At 69.6% G+C, this 21,691-nt stretch carries 21 protein-coding genes; 13 read left to right on the forward strand and 8 right to left on the reverse strand.

Features of this window, described 5'->3' with window-relative positions:
* Window positions 1-165: 165 nt before the first annotated feature.
* The 3 genes from CLV67_RS52295 to CLV67_RS39830 all read left to right on the forward strand — a co-directional run bounded on the left by CLV67_RS52295 (window position 166) and on the right by CLV67_RS39830 (window position 3,633).
* Entirely contained in the window at window positions 166-522 is a 357-nt protein-coding gene (locus CLV67_RS52295; RefSeq protein WP_170154184.1) for a hypothetical protein, read from the forward strand.
* A 67-nt stretch (window positions 523-589) separates the two neighbouring features.
* Window positions 590-1,255, forward strand: coding sequence for an ABC transporter ATP-binding protein (locus CLV67_RS39825; RefSeq protein ID WP_170154185.1), 666 nt, complete (start codon window positions 590-592; stop codon window positions 1,253-1,255).
* The gene (locus CLV67_RS39830) at window positions 1,252-3,633 is read left to right on the forward strand and encodes a hypothetical protein (protein ID WP_106328124.1); all 2,382 of its coding nucleotides are present in this window, start codon (window positions 1,252-1,254) and stop codon (window positions 3,631-3,633) included. The genes CLV67_RS39825 and CLV67_RS39830 overlap by 4 nt, the downstream gene beginning before the upstream one ends.
* A gap of 142 nt (window positions 3,634-3,775) precedes the next feature.
* On the opposite strand, the gene CLV67_RS39835 is transcribed toward CLV67_RS39830, so the two are convergent.
* Window positions 3,776-4,405, reverse strand: coding sequence for a hypothetical protein (locus tag CLV67_RS39835; RefSeq protein WP_106328126.1), 630 nt, complete (start codon window positions 4,403-4,405; stop codon window positions 3,776-3,778).
* A 120-nt stretch (window positions 4,406-4,525) separates the two neighbouring features.
* On the opposite strand from CLV67_RS39835, the gene CLV67_RS39840 reads away from it, so the two are divergent.
* Window positions 4,526-5,245 carry a VOC family protein gene (locus tag CLV67_RS39840; RefSeq protein ID WP_106328128.1) on the forward strand — a complete coding sequence of 240 codons (720 nt, stop codon included), beginning with the start codon at window positions 4,526-4,528 and terminating at the stop codon, window positions 5,243-5,245.
* 69 nt (window positions 5,246-5,314) lie between these two features.
* Here CLV67_RS39840 and CLV67_RS39845 read toward each other — a convergent pair whose 3' ends face one another.
* Window positions 5,315-5,785 (reverse strand): DUF2690 domain-containing protein, encoded by a 471-nt coding sequence (locus tag CLV67_RS39845; RefSeq protein ID WP_170154186.1) that lies wholly within the window; start codon window positions 5,783-5,785, stop codon window positions 5,315-5,317.
* 214 nt (window positions 5,786-5,999) lie between these two features.
* Here CLV67_RS39845 and CLV67_RS39850 point away from each other — a divergent pair, with 214 nt between their 5' ends.
* From CLV67_RS39850 to CLV67_RS39860, 3 genes are all read left to right on the forward strand, one after another.
* A complete protein-coding gene (locus CLV67_RS39850) occupies window positions 6,000-6,863 on the forward strand; it encodes an alpha/beta fold hydrolase (protein ID WP_106328278.1) in 864 nt (287 codons plus the stop codon).
* A 157-nt stretch (window positions 6,864-7,020) separates the two neighbouring features.
* The gene (locus CLV67_RS39855; RefSeq protein WP_106328132.1) at window positions 7,021-7,815 is read left to right on the forward strand and encodes an RNA polymerase sigma factor SigF; all 795 of its coding nucleotides are present in this window, start codon (window positions 7,021-7,023) and stop codon (window positions 7,813-7,815) included.
* A gap of 226 nt (window positions 7,816-8,041) precedes the next feature.
* The gene (locus tag CLV67_RS39860; protein WP_106328280.1) at window positions 8,042-8,494 is read left to right on the forward strand and encodes a response regulator; all 453 of its coding nucleotides are present in this window, start codon (window positions 8,042-8,044) and stop codon (window positions 8,492-8,494) included.
* Between the two features lie 15 nt (window positions 8,495-8,509).
* On the opposite strand, the gene CLV67_RS39865 is transcribed toward CLV67_RS39860, so the two are convergent.
* The gene (locus CLV67_RS39865) at window positions 8,510-10,528 is read right to left on the reverse strand and encodes a SpoIIE family protein phosphatase (protein ID WP_106328134.1); all 2,019 of its coding nucleotides are present in this window, start codon (window positions 10,526-10,528) and stop codon (window positions 8,510-8,512) included.
* A gap of 252 nt (window positions 10,529-10,780) precedes the next feature.
* On the opposite strand from CLV67_RS39865, the gene CLV67_RS39870 reads away from it, so the two are divergent.
* Window positions 10,781-12,280, forward strand: coding sequence for an MFS transporter (locus tag CLV67_RS39870; RefSeq protein WP_106328136.1), 1,500 nt, complete (start codon window positions 10,781-10,783; stop codon window positions 12,278-12,280).
* On the opposite strand, the gene CLV67_RS39875 is transcribed toward CLV67_RS39870, so the two are convergent.
* Window positions 12,274-14,637 (reverse strand): putative bifunctional diguanylate cyclase/phosphodiesterase, encoded by a 2,364-nt coding sequence (locus CLV67_RS39875; RefSeq protein WP_106328138.1) that lies wholly within the window; start codon window positions 14,635-14,637, stop codon window positions 12,274-12,276. The genes CLV67_RS39870 and CLV67_RS39875 overlap by 7 nt on opposite strands.
* Window positions 14,638-14,692: 55 nt before the next feature.
* Entirely contained in the window at window positions 14,693-15,133 is a 441-nt protein-coding gene (locus CLV67_RS39880) for a TetR/AcrR family transcriptional regulator C-terminal domain-containing protein (RefSeq protein ID WP_106328282.1), read from the reverse strand.
* Window positions 15,134-15,279: 146 nt separating this feature from the next.
* On the opposite strand from CLV67_RS39880, the gene CLV67_RS39885 reads away from it, so the two are divergent.
* The 4 genes from CLV67_RS39885 (at window position 15,280) to CLV67_RS39900 (ending at window position 18,400) form a co-directional block, all read left to right on the forward strand.
* Window positions 15,280-15,522: a sigma factor-like helix-turn-helix DNA-binding protein gene (locus CLV67_RS39885; RefSeq protein WP_239166112.1), complete on the forward strand. Its 243-nt coding sequence runs from the start codon at window positions 15,280-15,282 to the stop codon at window positions 15,520-15,522.
* A gap of 195 nt (window positions 15,523-15,717) precedes the next feature.
* Complete coding sequence (locus tag CLV67_RS39890; RefSeq protein ID WP_146169484.1) at window positions 15,718-16,077, forward strand: hypothetical protein; 360 nt, start codon at window positions 15,718-15,720, stop codon at window positions 16,075-16,077.
* 181 nt (window positions 16,078-16,258) lie between these two features.
* Complete coding sequence (locus tag CLV67_RS39895; RefSeq protein WP_239166113.1) at window positions 16,259-16,552, forward strand: NUDIX domain-containing protein; 294 nt, start codon at window positions 16,259-16,261, stop codon at window positions 16,550-16,552.
* Window positions 16,553-16,930: 378 nt separating this feature from the next.
* Complete coding sequence (locus tag CLV67_RS39900; RefSeq protein ID WP_106328145.1) at window positions 16,931-18,400, forward strand: PepSY-associated TM helix domain-containing protein; 1,470 nt, start codon at window positions 16,931-16,933, stop codon at window positions 18,398-18,400.
* Window positions 18,401-18,567: 167 nt separating this feature from the next.
* Here the strand turns inward: CLV67_RS39900 and CLV67_RS39905 are convergent, their stop codons facing one another.
* The 3 genes from CLV67_RS39905 to CLV67_RS39915 are packed head-to-tail and all read right to left on the reverse strand — an operon-like array spanning window position 18,568 to window position 20,851.
* A complete protein-coding gene (locus tag CLV67_RS39905) occupies window positions 18,568-19,110 on the reverse strand; it encodes a copper resistance CopC family protein (protein ID WP_239166114.1) in 543 nt (180 codons plus the stop codon).
* Complete coding sequence (locus tag CLV67_RS39910) at window positions 19,107-20,243, reverse strand: Dyp-type peroxidase (protein WP_373873128.1); 1,137 nt, start codon at window positions 20,241-20,243, stop codon at window positions 19,107-19,109. The genes CLV67_RS39905 and CLV67_RS39910 overlap by 4 nt, the downstream gene beginning before the upstream one ends.
* Before the next feature lie 17 nt (window positions 20,244-20,260).
* Complete coding sequence (locus CLV67_RS39915) at window positions 20,261-20,851, reverse strand: copper chaperone PCu(A)C (protein ID WP_106328150.1); 591 nt, start codon at window positions 20,849-20,851, stop codon at window positions 20,261-20,263.
* Between the two features lie 274 nt (window positions 20,852-21,125).
* Between CLV67_RS39915 and CLV67_RS39920 the strand changes: the two genes are divergently transcribed.
* Complete coding sequence (locus CLV67_RS39920) at window positions 21,126-21,689, forward strand: sigma-70 family RNA polymerase sigma factor (RefSeq protein ID WP_106328152.1); 564 nt, start codon at window positions 21,126-21,128, stop codon at window positions 21,687-21,689.
* Window positions 21,690-21,691: the final 2 nt, after the last annotated feature.

Consider the following 21,691-nt stretch of genomic DNA (forward strand, 5'->3'; position numbering starts at 1 on the left):
ACCCGACGCGCGCCACCCGTCCGGCAACGCGATTCTGCTTCCAATCCGGCTGCCGCAGATATGTCGACTTTCGCAATGCCGACTGGTTCGGGCAACCCCATTGCATTGACAACGATGACAGCCTCTCATACGGTCCAGGCTTCGACAGAATCCGATTGGAGTGGCATGAGGAAGATCGACGGGGGACACAGTGGAGGACGACGAGTTCGTGAGAACGCGCGTCTTTTCCTGGCAGTCGGCGTGGTCTTGGGCGGAGTTCTCGTGGCGCCCGCAGCCGCTTCGGCGGTCGGCGGCACCTGCACCGCCGTCACCGAGAACGTCTCGCTGACGGGCCCGGACGGGAAGCGGGCCAAGGCCCGGTGCTCTGCCCTGGACGGCGACAGCAAGGCGCGCGGCACTTTGGACCTGGTCCTTGCGAACGACAAGCAAACCGCGTGGTTCACCGCGCTCAACACGGATTACCGCAGCGGCTACGACCGAGGGCCGAACCGAGGGTCGAAGTACACCATCGCCCACGTCTGAGCGACACTCCACCGCCGGGCGCTGTGAGGCTCGGCGCCCGGCGGCGGGTATCCGGAAGGTGTCACTGGTGCTGGTCAAGTGCGACGACCTGCAACACTCCTACGGCAGCGGCCACACCGCAGTCCGGGTCTTCCACGAAGTGAGTCTCGCCGTGGATCGCGGTGAGACACTGGCCGTCACGGGACCCAGCGGCAGCGGGAAATCCACCCTTCTGCGCATCATTTCCGGCGTGCAGGAGCCGAATTCCGGTTCCGTCTTCATCAATGGCCAAAAAATGACCGCGCGAAATGCCGTTGAACTGCGCAGCAAACATATCGGCATCGTTTATCAGGATCATCGGCTCGTACCGTTTCTCACGGTGCGGGAGAATCTCGTACTGCCGGCACAGCTGCTCAAGATGTCCCAGGTGGGGGATGCGGAGATCGACGGTCTGCTCAGCCGTTTCAAGCTCTCCGAGCTGCGGGATCGTCCGTGCGAGAGCCTCTCGGGTGGCGAGCAGCAACGAGTGGGGATCGCTCGCGCGCTCGTCGGCGGCCCGGACGTGCTGTTGGCCGACGAACCGACCGGTGCGCTCGACCAGACCGCCAGCCGACAGGTCGCGACGCTGCTGGATCGTCTGGCGAGTCGGTTCGGTGTGGCCGTGATCGTGGCGACCCACGACCCGGTGGTCGCCGCGGGAATGCACCGTCGACTGGCCTTTCACGACGGCACCCTGCGGGACGAGACCGGATGACCGCGGTCCGGCTGGCCGTGCGGTTCCTTCGCGCCGACCGTCGCCTGGCGCTCAGTTACCTGGTGCTGGCGTTCGTTCCCGCCTTCCTCTGCGGCGCCGCCGTGTCGATCGACAAGACCTACCAGAGGGCCGTCACCCAGTCCGTCCGAGGTGATTTCGGCGCCTTCGCGTACGCCATCAGCGACCTGCGGCGGGAGTCCGACCTGGCCGATCGCATGGTGGGTCGTGACGACGCCGTGGCGGTTCGCTTCCGGACCGCGCAGGTGGAGCGCGTGGGAACGCCCGGTGCCGGGGTCACCGCCGACCTGGGCGTGGTCTCCGGCGCCACGCACGACATCTCGTTCGGTGTGCTAATCGCCGGCAGGCCGGCCGGCCGGGATGAGGGGATGGTCATCTCCGCCGAGGTGGCCCGGCGCCTGCAGATCGCGGTGGGCGACGAGGTGGAGGTGCCGAACGAGTCGGGCGGCGGCCGCACTCGGATCCTCGTGCGCGGCATCTATGTGGTTCCGACCCGGCCGGGCGACCTGGCCGGCTACCTCACCGGCACCAGCGGCGCCACGGGCCGGGCCCAGTGGTTCAGCGACACCGATCCGTTCACCGATCCGAGGTTGCGATATCTGGCCGCCGATCGTTCCTTCGGTGTCCGATCGGCCGCCGGCGTGCTCGCGGACGAGCACGAGATCGCGCAGTCATCCGTGCTCAGCCCGTTCTACCTGCTGCCATCCTTCCTGGCGGTGCTGGCCGTGCTCGCGGTGACCGGGCTGACCGCCATCACGCGCCGGCGACTGCTGGCCGCGGCACGGGGGTTCGCGGCTGCCGGTGGCCGGGCCGAGCCGGACTGGCGGTTTCACGTCCTGGCCATCACGATGGTCACCCTCGCCGCGGCTCTGCTCGGCGTCGTCGGTGCGGCGCTCGCGTGCCGGGTGGCTGGGCGGCAGATCGGTGCCGTGTTCGGCCACTACTGGGTCGATACCGCGGCCGGCTGGCCGCAACTCGCCATTTTCGTGGTCGGCGTGACAGCCGGCGCCGGCCTGCTGTCGCAGGTCGTCCTCACCATTTCCAGCCGCCGGGCCGGACACCGGCCCGCCGGCCAGCGGGTTACCGCGACCGCGGCTGTGGTCGCGGTCGCCGTCGGCATCGTCGCCCTCGTCGCGCCGCCGACCGGCGGCGCGACGAGCGTCTGGCTCACCCTGATCGGCGGCGCCCTGCTCACCGCCGGCACGGTCGTCGGTCTCACCACCGTCGCCCCGCTCAGGCCGAACGCCGTACGCCGGCTGGTGGTGACGAATCGCCGCACCTTGCGGGCGTCCGCCGCCGCACTCGGCCTGACGGTGTTCTTCGCCGCATGGTTCTCCGCGCACCTTCATCATTCCGGAGCCGCACCCGATGCCGGGCTCGCGGGCGCTGCACAGCCACCGGGCTCGCTCGTCCTCGACCGCATCAGTCACGAGGACGCCGGCCACCTCGCAGCCCTGTACCCGACCGGCGCCGCCCGGCCGGCGATCCTCACCGCACCGGATGAGACAGCGACCGGTCCGCGAGCGGTGACGCCACAGGCCGCCGAATGCGTGGCAAGCCTGAAGATCACCACTTTCAGCGAGATGCAGGAACGCTGCGACCTCGGGCCCGCCCGGACACCCGTCAACACCGTCCGTTTCACCGACGCCCCGGACGCACAGGTGGTCGGCGCGTCGGACCGGCCACAGGTGCTCGCCGACCCCGAACTCATCCAGCACGGCGAGGTCGCAGTCCTGCAGATCGACACCGACGGCACGATCCGGCGGACCGCGAGGCTCCCCGCCGAGCCGGCCCGCTGGCTCGGCGGGATCCTGCCTGGCGTCGTCCTCGACGGCGTACCGCCCGCCCTGGATCCCTTCGGCCTGCAGCAGTCGGCGAGCGTGATGCTCGTGCTGCCGGAGTTCGACTCACTGACCGCTCCCGATCAGAACCGGATCCGAGCGGCCGTCGAGCGTTCGGCGCGGTATGCATACCTCAACGACGAGAGCTCCACCGACGTCACCGACCGGTGGCTGAGCCTCCTGCTGTCCTGGTCCGCACTGCTGCTCGCCACCATGCTCGCCGCAGCCACCGGCGGCGCTTTCGTCGCCGCACAGCGAACCACCCGGCAGTTGCAGTGCGACGTCGGCGTGCCGCTCGCCCGCCGGACCGGGGTGGGCCTGCGACAACTGGCGGTGCTCGGTATCGCCGCGGTCATCGGCGCAGCCATCGGAATCGTGACCGCGTGGCACGTCAACGGCGGCGCGGACAGCGGTTACGGACTTACCTGGGCCTTACCGGTCGCCGGTGTCTGGCTCGCCGTTGCCGTCTGCGCATGGCGGTACGGACGTCGACCCGACGTCTACGCGCACGGCTGGTGAGACCGGTGCGACCGGATCAGACGGCGACAGGCAAGGTCAGGTCCGCTCCGGGCAAGCGAATACTCCGGGTGGTTCTCGGCCAGGATTGCGACAACGACTGTTGTCGCTGCGGCCATGCCCGCGCAGGACAGCGGCGACGGTGTCAGATGCCGAGGGGCTCGGTGATCTGCAGACGCCGGTCCAGTGCCGCGGCCAGCGGGTCGGCCAGGTCGGCGCGGATGGCCTGCGCCCAGGGGCGCAGCGCAGTCAGGAAGCCGTCGAGATCCTGCTGAACGGCGCCCAGAAGGTCCGGCAGGGTGTGGCGCGGGATGTCGATGTGCGGATTGCCGGGGTCGAGATCCGGCCCGGAGCGGGCTTGCCCTACGTCCTTCCACACCCGGACCACCGGCCCTCGGTGCTCGATCTTCGGGTCCGGGTCATGGCCGAGGTCGATCGCCACGCCGCCGATCACGCGCAGCCATTCTCGCCATTCGTCGAGGCCGATACAGCATCCGGGTTCGATGACGACGTCGTCGGCGGCCACCCGCAACCCACCGGGTGCGTAATCGTCGTCGTCGCCGGTCAGATACCTCTCGATCGCCTGGGCGGCGTCCGTCGCGGTGAGCGAGAGGTCGTCGGCGGTCACGCTGCGCCCGATCAATGCCCAGGCCAGCGTCCCCACCTGCAGTGACGTCGGCTTACGCGGAACCGTGAGATAGAAGTCGGTCTGCTCGATCGGCCAGAACGGGCAGTCCGCGGCCCACCACTCCAGCACCGGCGTCAACGTGATCATCGCGACGAGGCTAGCGGCCCGGCGGCGTCACCGCGACCGCATTGGCCGTTCGGACGGCGGGCGGCGATGATCGGCTATTTCCATGTGCGACCGACCATTCGCGACGCCTAGGAAGGAGCCATGTCCAACGAGGTCACCATTCCCCTGCTGCCCTGCCCGTCGATTGACGACATCGTCGCGTTCTACGGGGTTCTCGGCTTCCGCACCACGTATCAGCAGCGCAAGCCCTACCCGTGCGTAGGGCTGGAACGTGAGGACCTGAATCTGCAGTTCTTCGAGATCGCCGGGTTCGATCCCGAACAGTCCTACGGCTCCTGCCTGGTCATCACTCCGGACATCGCCGAGCTGCACCGGGCTTTCGCTGCCGGAATGCGCGCCGCGTACGGCAAAGTCCTGGTGTCGGGTATTCCGCGGATGACCCGGCCCAGGGTTCGGAAGAACGCCGACGGGCTGGGCGGTTTCAGCGTCATCGACCCGGGTGGCAACTGGATCCGTGTCTTTCAGAAGCCCGCCACGGTGCCCGCGCCGGCACCGCCGCCGGCCGGACGGCTCGCCAAGGTGCTGGCGAGCGCCGTCGTGCTGGCCGATTCCAAGGGCGACGTCGCCCAGGCGGTTCGCATTCTCGACAGCGCGTTGACTCGCCCGCAGGCCGGCGATGACCCTGTCACGCACGTGGAGGTTCTCGTGTACCGCGCGGAGCTGGCGATGGCGCTCGGCGACCGGGAGACCGCGACGCGGATGCTGGCCAGCGCCGGGCACGTCACGCTGAACGCCGGCGAAACCGAAAGGGCGGCACCGGCTTTTGAGATCGCTGCCGATCTGGCAGCGGCGCTGCGCTGAGTTCCTGGCCGGTGCGGGCTCCGCGGGCACGGTGGTCACACCTGTCCCGCAGAGCCCGGGGCCGCCTCTCTACGACTGTCGTAGCAGGTAGCTGCCGGTGCTGGCCGATCCCACGTTGCCGTTGCCCGAGGTCCACGCCCAGCCGGTGGCGTACGACGTCACGCCCGCGTCGTTGAGCATCGGCGTGTAGCACGAGTAGCCGCCGAGGCTGGCGACCCAGGTGAACGGGTTACAGCTCTGATAGGCGCCGTCGCTGTTCCGCTTGACCTGGGTGAGCCCTTTGGTGGAGTAGTAGGCGATGGTCCGCCCCCATACGGTGCGGCAGGCCGTGCTGTAGCGCAGTTGGACGATCCCCACCTTCACGCCGCCCGCGTAGATGGACGCCGAACGGGGCGTGGTGGCGGTGCTGGAGCAGCCGGATGTCTCCGGATTCTGCCCGTCATACGGCGCGGCTTGCGACGCGCCGGGAGTGGCGAGGAGCCCGGCTCCGGCGACGAACAGAACGATGAGAGCGGAGCGCAGCAGTCGTGATCGGATCATCGATCCTCCATGTCTGGTCTGGCTGGGTCTGCCCCTCCGAGGCTCTACCGCGCCATACATCGATGCAAGTAAATATGTCTGCCAGTCTTGTATCCGACTCGCCCGGCGACCTGTCAGGTCGCGTCAGGTCCGACGGTGTTCGCGGGAGCTGCCGAGGCGGATCTGCTTGGTGAACCCACGTTTGCCCGATGGGCCGCCGGGACACTTGTCGCTCATGTTCGAGGGGTTCGTGGACGAGCGGATCGATGCCGGGGAGGTCGAACTCCGGGTCCGGCATGCCGGGCAAGGCCAACCGATTCTCCTTGTCCATGGACATCCGCGTACCGGTTCGACATGGCATCGAGTGGCGCCGCAGCTGGTGGAGCACGGGTTCACCGTCGTCTGTCCGGACATGCGCGGCTACGGGCAGTCCGAGAAGGCGCGCATTGTTCCCGACCATTCGCAGCAGTCCAAACGGGCCGTGGCGAATGACCTCGTCCGGCTGATGGAGATCCTCGGCCATCCGACGTTCTCCGTTGTCGGGCACGACCGCGGCTGCTACGTCGCGCTGCGCATGGCACTGGATCACCCTGACGTGGTCGGTCGCCTGGTCGTGCTCGATGGCGTGCCCATCAGTGAGGCACTCGCCCGCTGCGACGCCACTTTCGCGCGTGAGTGGTTCCACTGGTTCTTCTTCGCCCAGCCTGACACGCCGGAGCGGGTGATCACCGCCGATCCCGACGCCTGGTACGCGAGCAAGGCGCGGCCCGACGTCATGGGGGCCGAGAACTACCGGGAGTTCCGGCAGGCCATTCATGATCCCGCCACCGTCCGGGCCATGTTGGAGGACTACCGCGCGGGCCTCGGTGTCGACAGGGAACATGAGGAGGCCGACCAGCGCGCCGGTCGCATCATTGCCTGCCCCACGCTCTTCCTCTGGTCGTCGAGGGACGACATGGAGAGTCTGTACGGCGATCCGCTCGCGATCTGGAGGCGGTGGGCCGCCGATGTGCGTGGCCACTCGATCGAGTCCGGACATCACGTCGCGGAGGAGAACCCCGACGACCTGACCGCCGCGCTCCTCCACTTTCTCGCATGACGGAAACACCGCCGAACGGGTAGAAATAGCCGTACGAAAGGATGGTTTTGACCTCCTGCTTTCAGGGGGAAATTGAGGTCCGGCGGGCTGACCGGCATGCACGTGAACGCTCGCCGATGCACCGCCTGATCGTTCGCTGACCGCAAGGAGCACCCGCATGACCGTCATCGCTGACATCGCCGCCCCCGCCGACACTGCAACGAGCACCGACCGGGCCGGCGAGCTGATCAACGCGATGGCGGCTCTGCCCTGCGGTCACCCGTCCCGGTCCGGTCTGCGTGACCAGGTCATCGAGGCGTGGCTGCCGCTGGCCCGGCATCTGTCGAGCCGCTACGCCAACCGGGGCGAGCCTCGCGACGACCTCTACCAGGTCGCCGTCGTCGGCCTGATCAAGGCGGTCGACAGGTTCGACGCCGACCGTGGCGTGGACTTCGCCGGTTTCGCGATCCCGACGATCGTCGGCGAACTCAAGCGGCACTTCCGGGACAAGACCTGGTCGGTACGTGTGCCGCGGCGCCTGCAGGAGCTGCGGCTGGCCATCACCGGCGCCAACAGCACGCTGAGCAACACCCTGGGCCGCTCTCCCACCGTCGCGGACATCGCCGCTCACCTGGGCATCAGCGAGGACGAGGTCATCGAAGGCCTCGAGGGCGCCCGCGCCTACAACTCGACCAGCCTGTCCACCCCGATCAGCGAAGGCGGCACCGAACTCGGCGAGACCCTCGGCGGTGAGGACACCGGCTACGAGATCGCCGAACTGCGCATCGCGCTCGGCCCCGCGATGGCCAGCCTCGACGAGCGCGAGCAGAAGATCGTGAGCCTGCGCTTCTACGGCAACCTCACCCAGCAGCAGATCGCCGAGCAGATCGGCATCTCGCAGATGCACGTGTCGCGGCTGCTCGCCAAGGCCCTGGTGAAGCTGCGGAACCAGCTCGGCACCGCCGCGATCTGACCACGCCAGCGCGGTCTCACGACGAAGTGGCCACCACGATCTGATGCGGGAAATGCAGGCGGACCGGCGTCAGGCCCGGTAACCGGCCCGCCGGCTGCCCCGCACGATCGACGCCACGCTGATGGCACTGTCCGCGAACCGGGCTTCCCGGCAACGGAGATCGATTACGCTGACTTCGTTCGATCGATCCTCGGCCCGGCACCAGTGCAAGGACTTCGACGAAACGATGACCACCGACTCTGCGGTGCTGCAGGTGCTGCTCGTCGAGGATGACCTCGGCGACGTCGCACTGATCGAGAACGCGTTCGCCGAACAGGACGTCCCGACCGTGCTGCACCATGTCGCGGACGGCGCCGAAGCTCTCGCCTTCCTGCAGCATCAGCCGCCGTACACCGAGGTGCCGCGGCCGGACCTGATCCTGCTGGACCTCAACATGCCCCGCCTCGACGGGCGGCAGGTGCTGGCCACCATCAAGGCCGACGAACAGCTCAAGGCGATTCCCGTGGTCGTGTTCACCACCTCGTCGACGCCCGCCGACGTCCTGGCCAGCTATGGGGCGCACGCGAACGCGTACGTCACCAAGCCCCTTGATCTCGACGACTTCGACCGGGTCCTCACCCAGATCCGTGGCTTCTACGGGCGGACCGTCACCCTTCCCCGGCCCGGCACCGACACCTGAACCGGTCGCACCGGGTCACTCGATCGCGGTGGGGTCGACCCGGGTGAGGCACAGCAGGGCGATGTCGTCCCGCCGGGGCCGGGGCCCCACGTCACAGGCCAGGATGTGATCGAGCGTGGCAGCCGGATCGCCGGCCGGGGCGGTGCCGACCGCGTCACACAGCTCCCCGATGCCCCGGTCGAGGGGGTGGCTGCGGTCCTCCACGAGCCCGTCGGTGTAGAGCACCACCATCGCCTCCGCGGCCAACACGAAGCTGGTCTCCCGATAGGTGACCTTGCCGGAGACGCCCAGCGGCGCCTGTGTCGGCAGCGGCACCAGTCCGGTGGCGCCCGCGTCGCGCACGATCGGCGCCGGATGCCCGGCCAATACACCCGTGACGGTGCCCGCCGCGACCTCCACCTGCAGGTAGCAGCAGGTCGCCCAGGTGTTGAGCCGCAGCGCACGGATGAGATGGTTCGTGTGGTTCATGACCTGGGACGGCTGGTGACCCGCCACGGCGTACGCGCGCAGGGCATCCCGGATCTGTCCCATGGCGGCCGCGGCCGTGGTGTCGTGCCCGGCGACGTCGCCGATCACGATGCCGACGACACCGTCACGGATGGCGATGATGTCGTACCAGTCACCACCCACCTCGGCGCCGCGGGTCCACGGCAGGTACCGGGCGGCGTGCCGCAGCCCCGCCGTCTGCGGCAACGTCGCCGGCAGCAGAGCGTGCTGCAGCTCCGAGGCGATCGATCGGCTGGTCTCGAACAGCATCGCCCGTTGCAGGGCCTGTGCGCCCAGCCCGGCCAGCGCCGTGAGCGTCGAGCGGGTGTCGTCGTCGAAATCGCGAGGTTCACGGTAGCCGACGACGAGAGCGCCCAGCACGTCCCCGGCCGCGATCAGCGGCAGGAAGGCCCACGCCTGACGTTGCCCGGGCGGGACGGCCGAACGACGGTCGGGCTGCGCCGCATGGAACTGCTCCAGCGATGTCAGATACACCGCCTGGCCGGTACGGGCGGTGGCCGCCGCCGGATACGGGTGATCCATCGGCACCTCGTGCAGCCGTGCGACGACCTCCGGCTCGTACCCGGCGTGGTATGCCAGCTGCAACGCCTGGTCCTGAAGCAGCAGCAGCGCCAGCCCTTGACCACCGGCGGAGGGCCGCAGCACCGATCCGAGCGCGGCGTAGACCTGCGCGGTCGTGCTCGCCGCCACCAGCGCCGCGGTCACACTCTCCAGGCTGCGGGCACGGGCGGCGGCGTGCTCGGCGCGCTCGACACTCTCGGCCAGCTGCCGCTGCCGGTCGACCTGCTCGGTGATCTCCCGGAAGGAGACCACGACATGACCACCGGCGGTACGCCCGACCTTGATCTCCCACACCTGGTCGATCTCCGGGTAGGTGAGCTCCTGCCGCCACGGTTCCCCGCTGGCCGCGACCGTCCGGTACCGGTCGAACAGGCCGCTGGGCCAGCTGTCCGGGGAGATCTCGCTGAGCCGGTGACCGATCACGTCCTCCACGTGCCGGCCGGTCAACTTCGCTCCGAGCTGGTTGACGTACTCACACTCGAAGTCGGTGATCTCCGCACCGGTGTCACGGACCGGAGCGAGCACGGTGAAGCCGTCGAACGCGGTGTCGAGGATGTCGTACAGGCGCTCCCCACCGGTGGACTGCGGTGACACCGTCACCTGCCGCAGATCGACGCAGCGGACCATGATCCCGTCGCGGTACGGGCCCACCCGGAACTCGAAATGCCCGCTGATGCTCTGCCGCGCGTAATACACCGTGCGCACGGCGGCGACACCGGTCTCCACCACCGTCCGGTAGAACGGCAGGGTCCCGTCGTGCACCGTGTCCGGCCATAATTGTCGATAGGTGTGGCCGACCAGTTCATCGCGCGGGCGGCCGACCATCCGGCACGCGGCATCGTTGATGTACAGCAGCTCGAAGTCGGCGATCACGGCGTCCTCACGCACGGCACGCGCCAGGATCCAGCCCTGCGACTCGGCGGCAAGCATGGCCAGCACGTGCGCGTCAGGCAGCCAGTCGAGCACCTCGCCACCTCCCCATCGCGCGACACGATGTCACATCGTCATCTTGGCCCGCCGCGGTCACCGGCGCCTAATCGCTCTACCCAGCGGAGCGTCGATGCCGTTGTGGCTGCGAGTCCGAGATATGTCCTACAGCATCTCTCCCAGGCTGGGGCCGGCAGGCAGACCGAGCGGGCGAGCAATTCATCCGGCGCGAGCGATGCCCGTATGCCGCGCCCCCGCCAGGCTGGCCGCACCGACACGTGAGGAGCGGCGATGACGGCGACGAACCAGACCAACCGCGCGGCGGGCCTCGGCGTCCTGCTCGCCGCCTGCGTGTCCGCGCTGGTGGTCAACGCCAACACCTCCGCCGTGACGATCCTGCTCCCGGCGATCAGCCAGGACGTCGGTGCCTCGGTGGACACGCTGCAGTGGGCGGTGACCGGCTACATGCTGGTCGGTGCCGCGGTGATCGTCACCTCCGGCGCGCTGGGCGACGTCTTCGGCCGCCGCCGGATCTTCCTGGCCGGCTTGGTCCTGTTCGTGCTGTCCTGTGCTCTGATCGCGCTGTCGTCGGCGGCCGGCGGGGTGATCGCCGGGCGGATGATCCAGGGTGCGGCCGGCTCGACGATCCTGGCGTGCGGGATGAGCCTGCTGTCGGTGGACTCGGCCGGGACCGGGCAGATGAAGGCGATCACGCTGTGGGGTGCGGCCTCAGCGATCGGCGGAGCGGCCGGGCCCCTGATCGGCGGTCTGCTGGTGGACTCGACCGGATGGCAGGGTCTGTTCTGGATCGACGCGGCGATCGCTGCGGCATGCGTGCCGCTGACCTATCTGACCGTGAAGGAGTCCCGCGACCCCGACCGGCCCCGCGAGATCGACGTACTCGGCACACTGTTGGTCGCGGTCGCTCTGGTGCCGCTGGTTCTGGCGCTCAGCGAGAGCAGCAGCTGGGGGTGGCTGTCCTTCCCGACCATCGCCTGCCTGGCCCTGTCCGTGCTCGGCGGGGTCGGCTTCGTCTACGCCGAACGGCACGCCACCGCTCCCCTGGTCGACCTCACGCTGCTGCGTAACCGGGTACTGGTCGGTGCGACTCTCGCGATCTTCCTGGTCGCCGGCATGATCAACGCACTGATGTACCTGCTCAGCCTCTACTTCCAGAACCCGGACGGCTTCGGCATGACCGCCCTGCAAGCGGGTCTCGCCACCCTGCCGGCAGCAGCCGCGATGATCGCGATCACGCCGCTGATCACCCCCCTCGCGGTCAAGATCGGGCCACGGTACGCCGTAGCGATCGGTTTCGGTCTAGCCGCGGCCGGCTTCGCGACGCTGATGTTCGTCGAACCGTCGTGGACGTACAGCGCGTTCGTCGCCCCGCTGATCGTGCTCTCCATCGGCCTCGGCCTGGCCAACGGTCCCGCCTCATCGGCGTCCACCGCGGCCGTCGATCAGGATCAGGTCGGACAGGCCTCCGGCATCTCCAACATGGCCCGCTATGTGGGCGGATCCCTCGCGGTCGCCGCCGCGGCGACCGTCTCCACCGCCGTCACCGACGCCCACACCACCGACGGTGCCTCCGCCGCCGAGTCGCTCTCCGCCGGGCTCGGCGCCGGCGCCGTGCTGCTGACCCTCATGTCGGCCGCCGGCATATTCCTCGTCCTGCTGCTACGCCGGCACCGGCCCGAGCCGGCCACCGCCGTCCACCTGGCCGCGGCCGCCGCGGCCACCAGTCACACCATCCCGACCCGTCCCAGCGGAGAGCGCACGGGTCAGTAGCTCAGGACTTCAGCGGGCTTGTCGAGGTAGCGGTTCTCGAATGCCTCGGCGGCCATCGGACGGCCGAAGTGGTAGCCCTGGGCGAGCCGGTAACCGACGCGGTGCAGGTGCTCGGCCTGTTCGGCGGTCTCCACACCCTCCGCGACGGCGGCGATGCCGAAGTCCCTGGTGAAGCCGATGATGTTCTTGACGATGATGTCGGCCGCCCGTCCGGCGGTCTCGCCGCTGACGAATGACTTGTCGACCTTGAGGACGTCGACCGGGCAGGTGAGCAGCAGGCTGAGCGACGAATGACCGGTGCCGAAGTCGTCGAGGGCGATGCGCAGGCCGAGGGCTTTGAGCCGGTGCAGCTGCTCGATCGCGATGCCGGCGTTGAGGACGGCCGTCTCGGTGACTTCGATCAGCAGATGCCGGGTGTCGGCGCCCGTCTCCCGAAGGGTGGCGGTGACCGCGTCGACGAAATGCGGGTCCGCCAGCTGCCGGGCCGAGACGTTGACGCTGATCCGCATCGGGGCGGTGTCGCCGTACCGGGCGGCCCAGTCGGCGCTCTGCCGGCAGGCCCGCGCGAAGACCCAGGAGCCCAGCTCGTTGATCACGCCGATGCGTTCGGCGACGGGGATGAACACGTCCGGTGGCACCAGTCCGCGCTCGGGATGCTGCCAGCGCAGCAGCGCCTCCACGCCGGTCGCGGCACCCGTGGGCAGGCTGACGATCGGCTGGAAGAGCAGGAAGAACTGGTCGTCGCGCAGGGCGGTGCGCAGGTCGGCGGCCAGCCGGGCGCTGTCGTCGGCGGCGATGTCCATGGCCGGGTCGAACCATTGCCAGCCGTTGCCGCCGGTGCCCTTGGCGGCGTACATGGCCACGTCCGCGCGGCGCAGCAGTTCGGCGGGGTCATCGTCGGGTCGGGAGGCGGTGACGCCGATGCTGACGCCGCTGCGCAGGGTCGCACCGTCAAGCTCGGCGGGCTGCCCGACAGCGACCACCAGTTGTTCGAGCAGTGCGGGCACGTCGTCCGCGGCCTGGACCACCACGGCGAACTCGTCGCCGCCCAGCCGAGTGAGCAGGCCGTTGCCGCCGAGAACAGCGGACAGCCGTCTGCTGGTCTCCTGGATCAGCTGGTCGCCGACACGGTGGCCGAGCCGGTCGTTGACGGCCTTGAAGTCGTCGAGGTCGAGCAGAGCCACGAAGAACGTTTCACCGTCGGCGAGCAGCCCGCAGGTGTACTGCTCGAACAGGGCACGGTTGCCGGCGCCGGTCAGGCTGTCGTGGGTGGCCTGGTGGGTGAGCTGGACCTGGTATTCCCGCAGCTGGTTGAGCTGCCCGTCGACGGTGCCGAGCAGTCGCTGGTTGTCCCGCAACGCGATGACCTGCCGGACGACGACGAAGGCGGTCAGCGCCACCGCGATGACCTCCATCGCGCGGACCTGGACCGGATCGCTGATGTCACTCGTCAGCAGCAGGATGTCGGTGACGGCGATGGCGAGGTACGGCACCAGGCTGATCTTCTGCCGTGAGCGCCGTGGCAGCGGCTGCCTGTTGCCGGCACGCTGCTGGCTGACGGCTGCCAGGTGGATGCTGAACGCCGCCACGGGAACGGCGAGGATGCTGGTGGACAGGTACGGCCGATCGATCAGGAACGGCGACAGACTACCCAGGGCGCTGCTGACCGCGCTGCCGATGGCCAGGATGTAGACGGCGCGCCGGTCGAGGCGGCCCGCACCGGCGAAGGCGACCTTCACGAACGTCGCCATGGAGAGGCCGGCGACGACGGTGATTGCCAGCATCGGCCCGGCGGTACCGGTCTGTGCGACCCACCGCTCATGGTCACGGAGAGAGAAGTGCCAGATCAGCGTGCCGACGGTCAGCAGGACGATTCCCGCGTCGGCGCCGAAGCGAATCCAGTCGCTGCGGCTGCGCTGCCATGACGGCAACCGCAGCAGCGCCCACAGCACCGTCCCCAGAACAGCGAGGTACAGCACGAGCGTGACCGGCCCGACCTGCTGCGACGGTGCGGGGCCGCCGACGGCGTCGAAGGTGTTCGCCACGATGCCGAGGGCGAACAGCCCGCACGCCAGGGTCAGATGCCACCAGAACCGGCGGGTGCCGGCATCCAGCTCGCTGTTACGGCTGACCGACCAGCAGGTGCACCCGGCCAGCACCGCGGTCACCGGCAGCAGGAGCCAGCCCACCCACGGATGCGACCACACATGCACGAGCCCGGCCCCGAGCCACACCCCGCTGAACACGACGACGGTCGCGGTCGCGAGCAGCAAGCCGCGGTCACGGCCGGCTGATGTCGATTGCGGCACTTCGGCGTAGTCCTTCCTGAGAGCGTCCGTATCGACACGTCGGCTCATGCGGGAGGAACCTGAGTCCTCCACGCCACTTTCGGTGTCGTACGGCAAATGGCTCTCAGCCGCGCCGTTCCCATCGGCTCCCGTGCCGGTCGTCTCGCGCGGTCATGGTGCGGACGGCGTCGTCCACCACCGCGGTGACGCGCTCCGATGTCACCGTCCAGCCCGGGACGATCAGGCTGGGCCAGAACAGGTAGTTGGAGATCATTCCAAGGAACTGCGTGGCGGCCATCTCGGGGTCCGCGATATCCGCGGTCCCCGCGTCGCGTTCAGCCACGAGGTAGGTCCGAACCGTCTCGAAGTACGGCTGCTTGCCCTCTGCGAAGTGCGTCTTGGTCAGTTCCGGGAAGCGGGGCAGCTCGGCGATGACGATGCGGAACAGATCCACCATCCCCGGCCGGCCCAACAGCGCCGCACAGTGCCGCCCGAGTCCGGTCAAGCCGGCCGCGAGGTCACCCGCGGACGGCTCGCACCTGCCGCCGGAGATCCGGCGAGCCATCGAGATCACGCCCGCGGCCGACACGGTAGGCGGACTGGGCAGACAGCAGACTGATGCGCATCCATTTCGACTGAGGCGTCGAAAAACATCCCGTGCGGCGCCGCCGGCCGTGGCGTCGGGAACAGTCGTGGGATCGGGTGCCCGACGTGCGGGTCGACAGCGTGGACGGGCCGGTCACCCAGCGAGCGGCGATGCTGTCCGCGCTGAGCGCGCTGACATCCCGGCAGAGGGCGGTCATCGTCCTGCGGTTCTTCTGCGACCTGTCGGTCGAACAGGCGGCCGTCGAGCTGAATTGCACGGCGGGCACGGTCAAGAGCCAAACCTCGAAAGCACTGCAGGCGATGCGTACGGCGATGACAGGCGAGGAGGCGGAGGTCCACCGTGGATGACCTGACAACCCTGCTGCGTACGGCGAGCGACGACGCGCCGCCGACCCGCATTCGTCGCTTCCCTCGTACCTCCCGGATCGGAACCTGCCGCCGTCAGCCGAGGCACCCGAAGCCGCCGTCCAGCGGCTGACCGCGGCGTTGCCCGGACTGGTGCCGTCCGGTGCCAGGCCGTTCCATCCGGACCGGTGCTCGCGGGTGGAGTTCTACTACGAACGGAAGTCAGCCGACTACCGGATGACCGCACGGGTAGGCACCGGCCGGGGCGAGTATTCGCTGGCCGTGGGGCTGAGCATCGCCGGGCCGGCCATCACCGCGCACTGCCTCAACGGTGCAGGCGAGGACTGCACCCGCACCGACGTTCCGGGTGGCTCGGTGGCGATGGCGGACCTGGTGCGCCTCGGCAGCTCGCCCACTGACTGGCAACGCAGCGTCACGGTGTTCCGGCCGGACAAGACGGTCGCGCTGCTCGTGGTGATCGGACGCCGCGACGCCCTGCCCAGCCCCGCACAGCTGACCGCCATCGGCGCCGCCCCCGCTCTGACCCTGCACCCCTGACCCTCGCCCGCTTCCGTACCCGCAATCTGTCGTGGAGTTTCTTGTCGTACCGTCATGCCACACTCCCGCCCATGATTCAGATCGTCATGGGGGCGTTGATTCGCGAAGGTCGGATCCTGCTCGTGCACCGAAGTCCGGCCCGTCCTGTCTACCCGGACATGTGGGGCTTGGGCGGGGCCACATGGAGCCGGGCGAGACAGAGCTGGCCGCGCTCGCCAGGGAGCTGGACGAGGAACTGGACGTGCGGATAGAGCCAGGCTCGGCGATGCACCTGTGCCGGCTGCAGGTGGGCCGCGGAGAGGAATCCGTGCACTTCAGCGCCTGGATTGTGCGGGACTGGGAGGGGACACCGACGAACGCCGCCCCCGAAGAACACGACGAGATCCGCTGGTTCCGGTCCGAGGAGCTACCTCCGCTCACCCACGAACCCGTACGTACGGCGGTGATGGAGGCGATGCGGGGTGCCCGCGCCTGAACCACACGCTCAGGACCACCGCTGTCGACGCCCTCGACGCAGGCGTGACCAGCATCGAGGCGTCGCGGCCTCAAGACCCGCGGCCACCCACCCAGTCGTGCGCGGTTGTCACCTGCCTTGCGGCTGCAGGTCATCAAGGTGCCCGAGGAAGTGCAGCCGCGAGCGCCGCAGGGGCGCAGAACGCGATCGAAGCCGGCCGTCGGCAGTCAGCTGACAGATAGCTGGGAACTTTCCGGGGCTGTGCGACGACTACTGCGATGACCTGCACAACGTGGTGCCGGTCACTCGACGTCACTGCCGGGGAGCCGGCACGTCGACTGTTACCCCCGGATGCCGGCGCACCCAGCGCGCCGCCGACACCCCTCACGAGGACAGCCGATGGCCATCACCCCCGAAGTCACCGAGCCGGCGCCGCCGGTCGAGGCCGCGGCCGCGGCACGCCGGCCGGCGAACGCCCGTAGTTTCGGTCCGCTGCTGCTGCGCCTGCACTTCTACGCCGGCATCCTGGTCGCCCCGTTCATCCTGATCGCGGCGACGACCGGGTTCCTGTTCACCCTGGTCCCCACCCTGGACAAGGTCGTCTACTCGACCGAGCTGGTCGTCGACAACCCGGGCGACACGACGGTGCCGGTGTCGCAGCAGGTGGAGGCCGCTCGCGCCACCCATCCCGAGGGCGACTTCATCGGCGTACGGGTCGGTGAAGGCGACGCGACCACACAGGTGGACTTCACGTCGCCGGACCTCAGCGAGGAGTCCGAGCTGGTCCACACCGTGTACGTCGACCCGTACACGGCGAGGGTGACCGGGCAGCTGACCACGTGGTGGACGGCGACGCCCCTGAACACGTGGCTGGACACGTTCCACCGTGACCTGCACCTGGGCAAGACCGGCGAGCTGTACTCGGAGCTCGCCGCGAGCTGGCTGTGGGTGCTGGCGCTGGGTGGTGTGGTCCTGTGGTGGCGGCGTCAGCGCGGCAACCGCACCGCCCGCCGTCTGCTCGCCCCGGAGCTGGCCGCGAAGAAGGGCGTGCGCCGCAGCCGCAGCTGGCATGCCGCCACCGGCATCTGGCTCTCCGTCGGGCTGCTGATCCTGTCGGCGACCGGCCTGACCTGGTCCGGCTACGCGGGCGCCAACTTCGGTGCCGCGCTGGACGCGATGAAGGGCAACCGGCCGTACGTGACGACCGAGATCGGCGCGGCGGCGGCCCCGGCCGAGGGCGGCGGGCACCACAGCGAGGGTGGTGCGGCGCCGGAGACTCCCATCGACCCGGCCGCCGTCGACACCGTCCTGAACGGGGCACGTACCGCCGGGATCGACGGGCCGGTGCAGATCACCCCGCCCGCCGACAGTGCGAGCGCGTGGAGTGTCACCGAGACCGACAACGTGTGGCCGGTCCGCTTCGACAGCGTCGCCGTCGACACGACCGGCAAGGTCACCGACCAGGTGAGCTTCGCGGACTGGCCGCTGCTGGCGAAATTGACCTCGTGGGGCGTACAGGCGCACATGGGTCTGCTCTTCGGCCTTTTCAACCAGATCATCCTGGCCCTGCTCGCCATCGGGCTGATCAGCGTGATCGTGTGGGGTTACCGGATGTGGTGGCAGCGGCGCCCCACCCGCGTCGGCCGTCGTGCCCTCGCCGGTGCCCCGCCGGCCCGTGGCGCCTGGCAGCAGCTGCCGGCCTGGGGCATCGTCGTCGGTGTGCCGGTCGTGTTCGCGATCGCGTGGGCGCTGCCGCTGCTCGGCATCCCGCTGCTGGCGTTCCTCGTCTTCGATCTGCTGCTCGGCGTGGTCCGGAGGAACCGGAAGCGGCCGGAGGTGCCGGTCTCGCCCGCGCCTGCCGGAAGCTGATCCGGAACGCCCGGCCCCTCGACGACGGGGCCGGGTGTTCCGGCTTCACGCACCGGCCAGGATCGCCAGCAGGACACCGGGAAACCGCCGTTACACCTCGGTCGGCCGCACCGGCTCGCCGAGGGCTTCGAGCATCGAGCGCTGCTTTCTCCGGCGCGGCGGTGCGTTCAGTTCCCGGCCTGCGGTGACGAGCGTCGCCGGCCGGACAGGTACAGCCCGGCGCCGAGAGCTGCCAGCAGGACGGTCCCGGCACCGACGCCGATCAGCGGACCGTTGGATCCGCCGTCCTCGCCGCCGGACGCCGGTGCGGCAGCCGCGGACGGCGGCGCCGGGACGGCGGGAGGCAGGTTCGGGTCGGCGAGAGTGAACGGGTAGGAGCCCTGCACGGTGTGGCCGTCGACCGACACCACCCGGTACGCCACCGTGTACGTGCCGTTGCTCCACGTCCCGGTCAGCGTGAGCGTGACGCGCTTGTCGTCGACCACTGCCGGGGAGGCCGCGACCCGCTGTCGTGCCGGGTCACTGACGACGATCGTGGTGAAGTCCGGTCTGAGGCGCTCGTTGAAACCCAGCGTCACGGCGGCCGGTGCCACGGTGAGGGTGAGATCCTTCGCGGGGTCGGCGAACATGAGCTGAGCGTGGGCCCACGCCGGGGTGCCCGGCGCCGTGACCGCGAGCACCGCCGCGATCACGGCGGCCAGGCGTTTCACGCCAGCACCTGCTCGCCGATCCAGCCATCCTCGGCGCAGCCGGGCGGGACCGCGAAGACAGCCGACCCGATCGGCGTGATCCATTCGTTGAGCAGGTCCTTCTCAGCGAGACGTTTCTGGATGGGCACGAACTGCTCGACGATGTCACGCTGATACGCCGCGAAGATGAGCCCGCAGTCCGGAACGCCGGAGGCATCCGGAACACCGTCATAGTTGTACGGCCGTCGCAGGATCTTCAGACGCGGATCTTCGACACGGGCGCGGGTGACGTGCGAGAAGTCCGGAATCTTCGGCAGGCCGGTCTCGTCCAGGACGGCGAAGTCGGGCCTGTCGTGCTCGAGCGTGCCGCTCAGCGGCGCCCCGGACTCCATGCGCCGGCCGACGGCAAGCTCCTTGTCGGTGACCGACAGTTTGTCCCAGGTCTCCATCTCCGCGCGGACCCGGCGCACCACGAGCGTGCTGGAGCCGTCCGGGTTCCACACCGCCGGGTCGATCTCGCCGCCACGCGGATTGGCGGTACCGTCCAGCTGGCCCATCACGTTGCGCTGGGTGTGCTCGGGCGACTGCACTCCCGGGCTGCGCCGGAATCCCTGCTGCACCCAGCGCACGGCGGCGAACGGCCGGGCATCCTTGATCATCATGCGCTGGGTGTGCGCGACCGTGAGCGGGTCGTCGGCGCAGATCTGCAGCAGCAGATCACCGCCGGACCAGCGGGACTGCAGCCGGTCGATCGAGAACTTCGGCAGGTCGGCGACCGGGGACGGCAGGCGTGCCGCCCGGTAGAGGCCGGGACCGAATCCGAACGTGACGGTCAGCCGGGCCGGCAGGACGGCCAGGGTCGCGTCGGTGTCGCCCAGGGCCGGGACGCCCTGAGTGAGACGGGCAGCGTCGTCGGTGAGCAGGCGCATCATCCGGCCCAGCGCGGCGCGGTCGGCGCCGGGCGCCAGGGTGAAAGCGGCGAACGCGGCGTGCGCGGGCGGATCCTGGGCCACACCGGCCTGCCGCGGACCGTGGAACGCGACGGTGGCCGTGCCGGTGTCGTCGGCTGCGGTGGCGGCGGTGGCCGGTGCGGCGGCGGCGACCTGGCCGAGGCCGGCGGCCGCACCGCCGGTGAGCAGGCCGCGCCTGCTCACCGAAGGTGGCTTGAGTGTCACGGCGCCATGCTGCCCATCGGCATGCCGGACGGCGAGCCGTGGCCGGGCGCGTAGCTCTCCTCGGCTCCCGCGAAGGGCTTGGCGATCGCGGCGAACGGCACGGTCGTACCGTCGGCGAGTTTGAGGGTGAAGGTCACCTCGTCGCCGGCCTTGATCTCCGCGGCCGGCTTCATCAGCATCAGGTGGTCGCCGCCCGGAGCCAGTTCGTGGCTGCCGCCGGCCTTGATGACGAAGCCGCCCTTCTTCTCCTGCATGACCATCTTGCCGTCCTGCATGGCCATCTCGTGCAGCTCCATCGGGGAGGCCGGCGACTCGACCCCGGTCACCGTGATGTCGGCGGCGGTGGCGTTGACCAGCGTCCCGAACGCCGCCGTCATCTCGCCTGCCGGGGCGGCCTTGACCCACGGATCCTTGATCGTCAACACGGACGCCGCAGCCGAGGGGGCCTGGCTCGGCGTCGTGCCCCCGCCGGCGGCGGTCTTTTCTTCGCCGCCGCATCCGGCCAGCGAGCCGGCGGTCAGGAGGCCGGCCAGCACGACCGACGCGACAGTGCGCCGCCGGGAACCGGAGAGGAAGGTGAGTCGCATGATGCCCGTTTCGTTGAAGGGTGTTTGTTCATTGGTGCGGCGCCGGGCCCCGGCCAGTTCCCGGCAAGACCGAAAATCTTCATCGGCGTCGCCGCGCGAGGGTGAGCACCAGCGCGAAACCGGCCGCCGGCAGCCCGTGCGTGGCGAGCCGGTCGTTGTGATCTTCTTTATGGCGAGCACGTTCCGGGAACCGCAGCGGCCGGTGCGACGACTGTTACGACGTGCCATTCAAAGAGACGGGCCGTACGCGAACACGCGCAGCGCTGGTGGTCGCATGGTGACCGCCGATGTTCTCGCTTCGCTGGTCGACGACGCCGTCCGGGGAAGCAGTCAGGCGATCACCGCGCTCGTGCACGCCACCCGGCGTGACCTGATGCGCTTTCTCACCACGCTGGCGCCGGCCGGTGACGTGGAGGATCTGGTCCAGGAGACCTACATGCGCATGTTCCGTGCGCTGCCCGGGTTCGCCGGACGGTCCTCGGTACGCACGTGGCTGTTCGCCATCGCCCGCCGGGTCGCCGCCGACCACGCCCGATACACCTCCCGGCGGCCGCGCCCGGCGGCCCTGCCCGACTGGGAAGCCGCTGCGGAGTCGGCCTTCCGTCCGGGTAGTCCTCGATTCGAGGAGCAGCAGGCGCTCACCGATCTGATCGGATCCCTGTCGCCGGAACGGCGGGACGCCTTCGTGCTGACACAGATCGCGCATCTGTCGTACGCCGAGGCCGCCGAGGTGATCGGCTGCCCGATCGGGACGGTCCGTTCCCGGGTCGCGCGCGCCCGCGACGATCTGATCATCGCGATGAGCGACGGGCAGTCCGGCCGCACCGTGGCCGGATGACC

The organism is Actinoplanes italicus, assembly GCF_003001815.1.
Lineage (GTDB): Bacteria > Actinomycetota > Actinomycetes > Mycobacteriales > Micromonosporaceae > Actinoplanes > Actinoplanes italicus.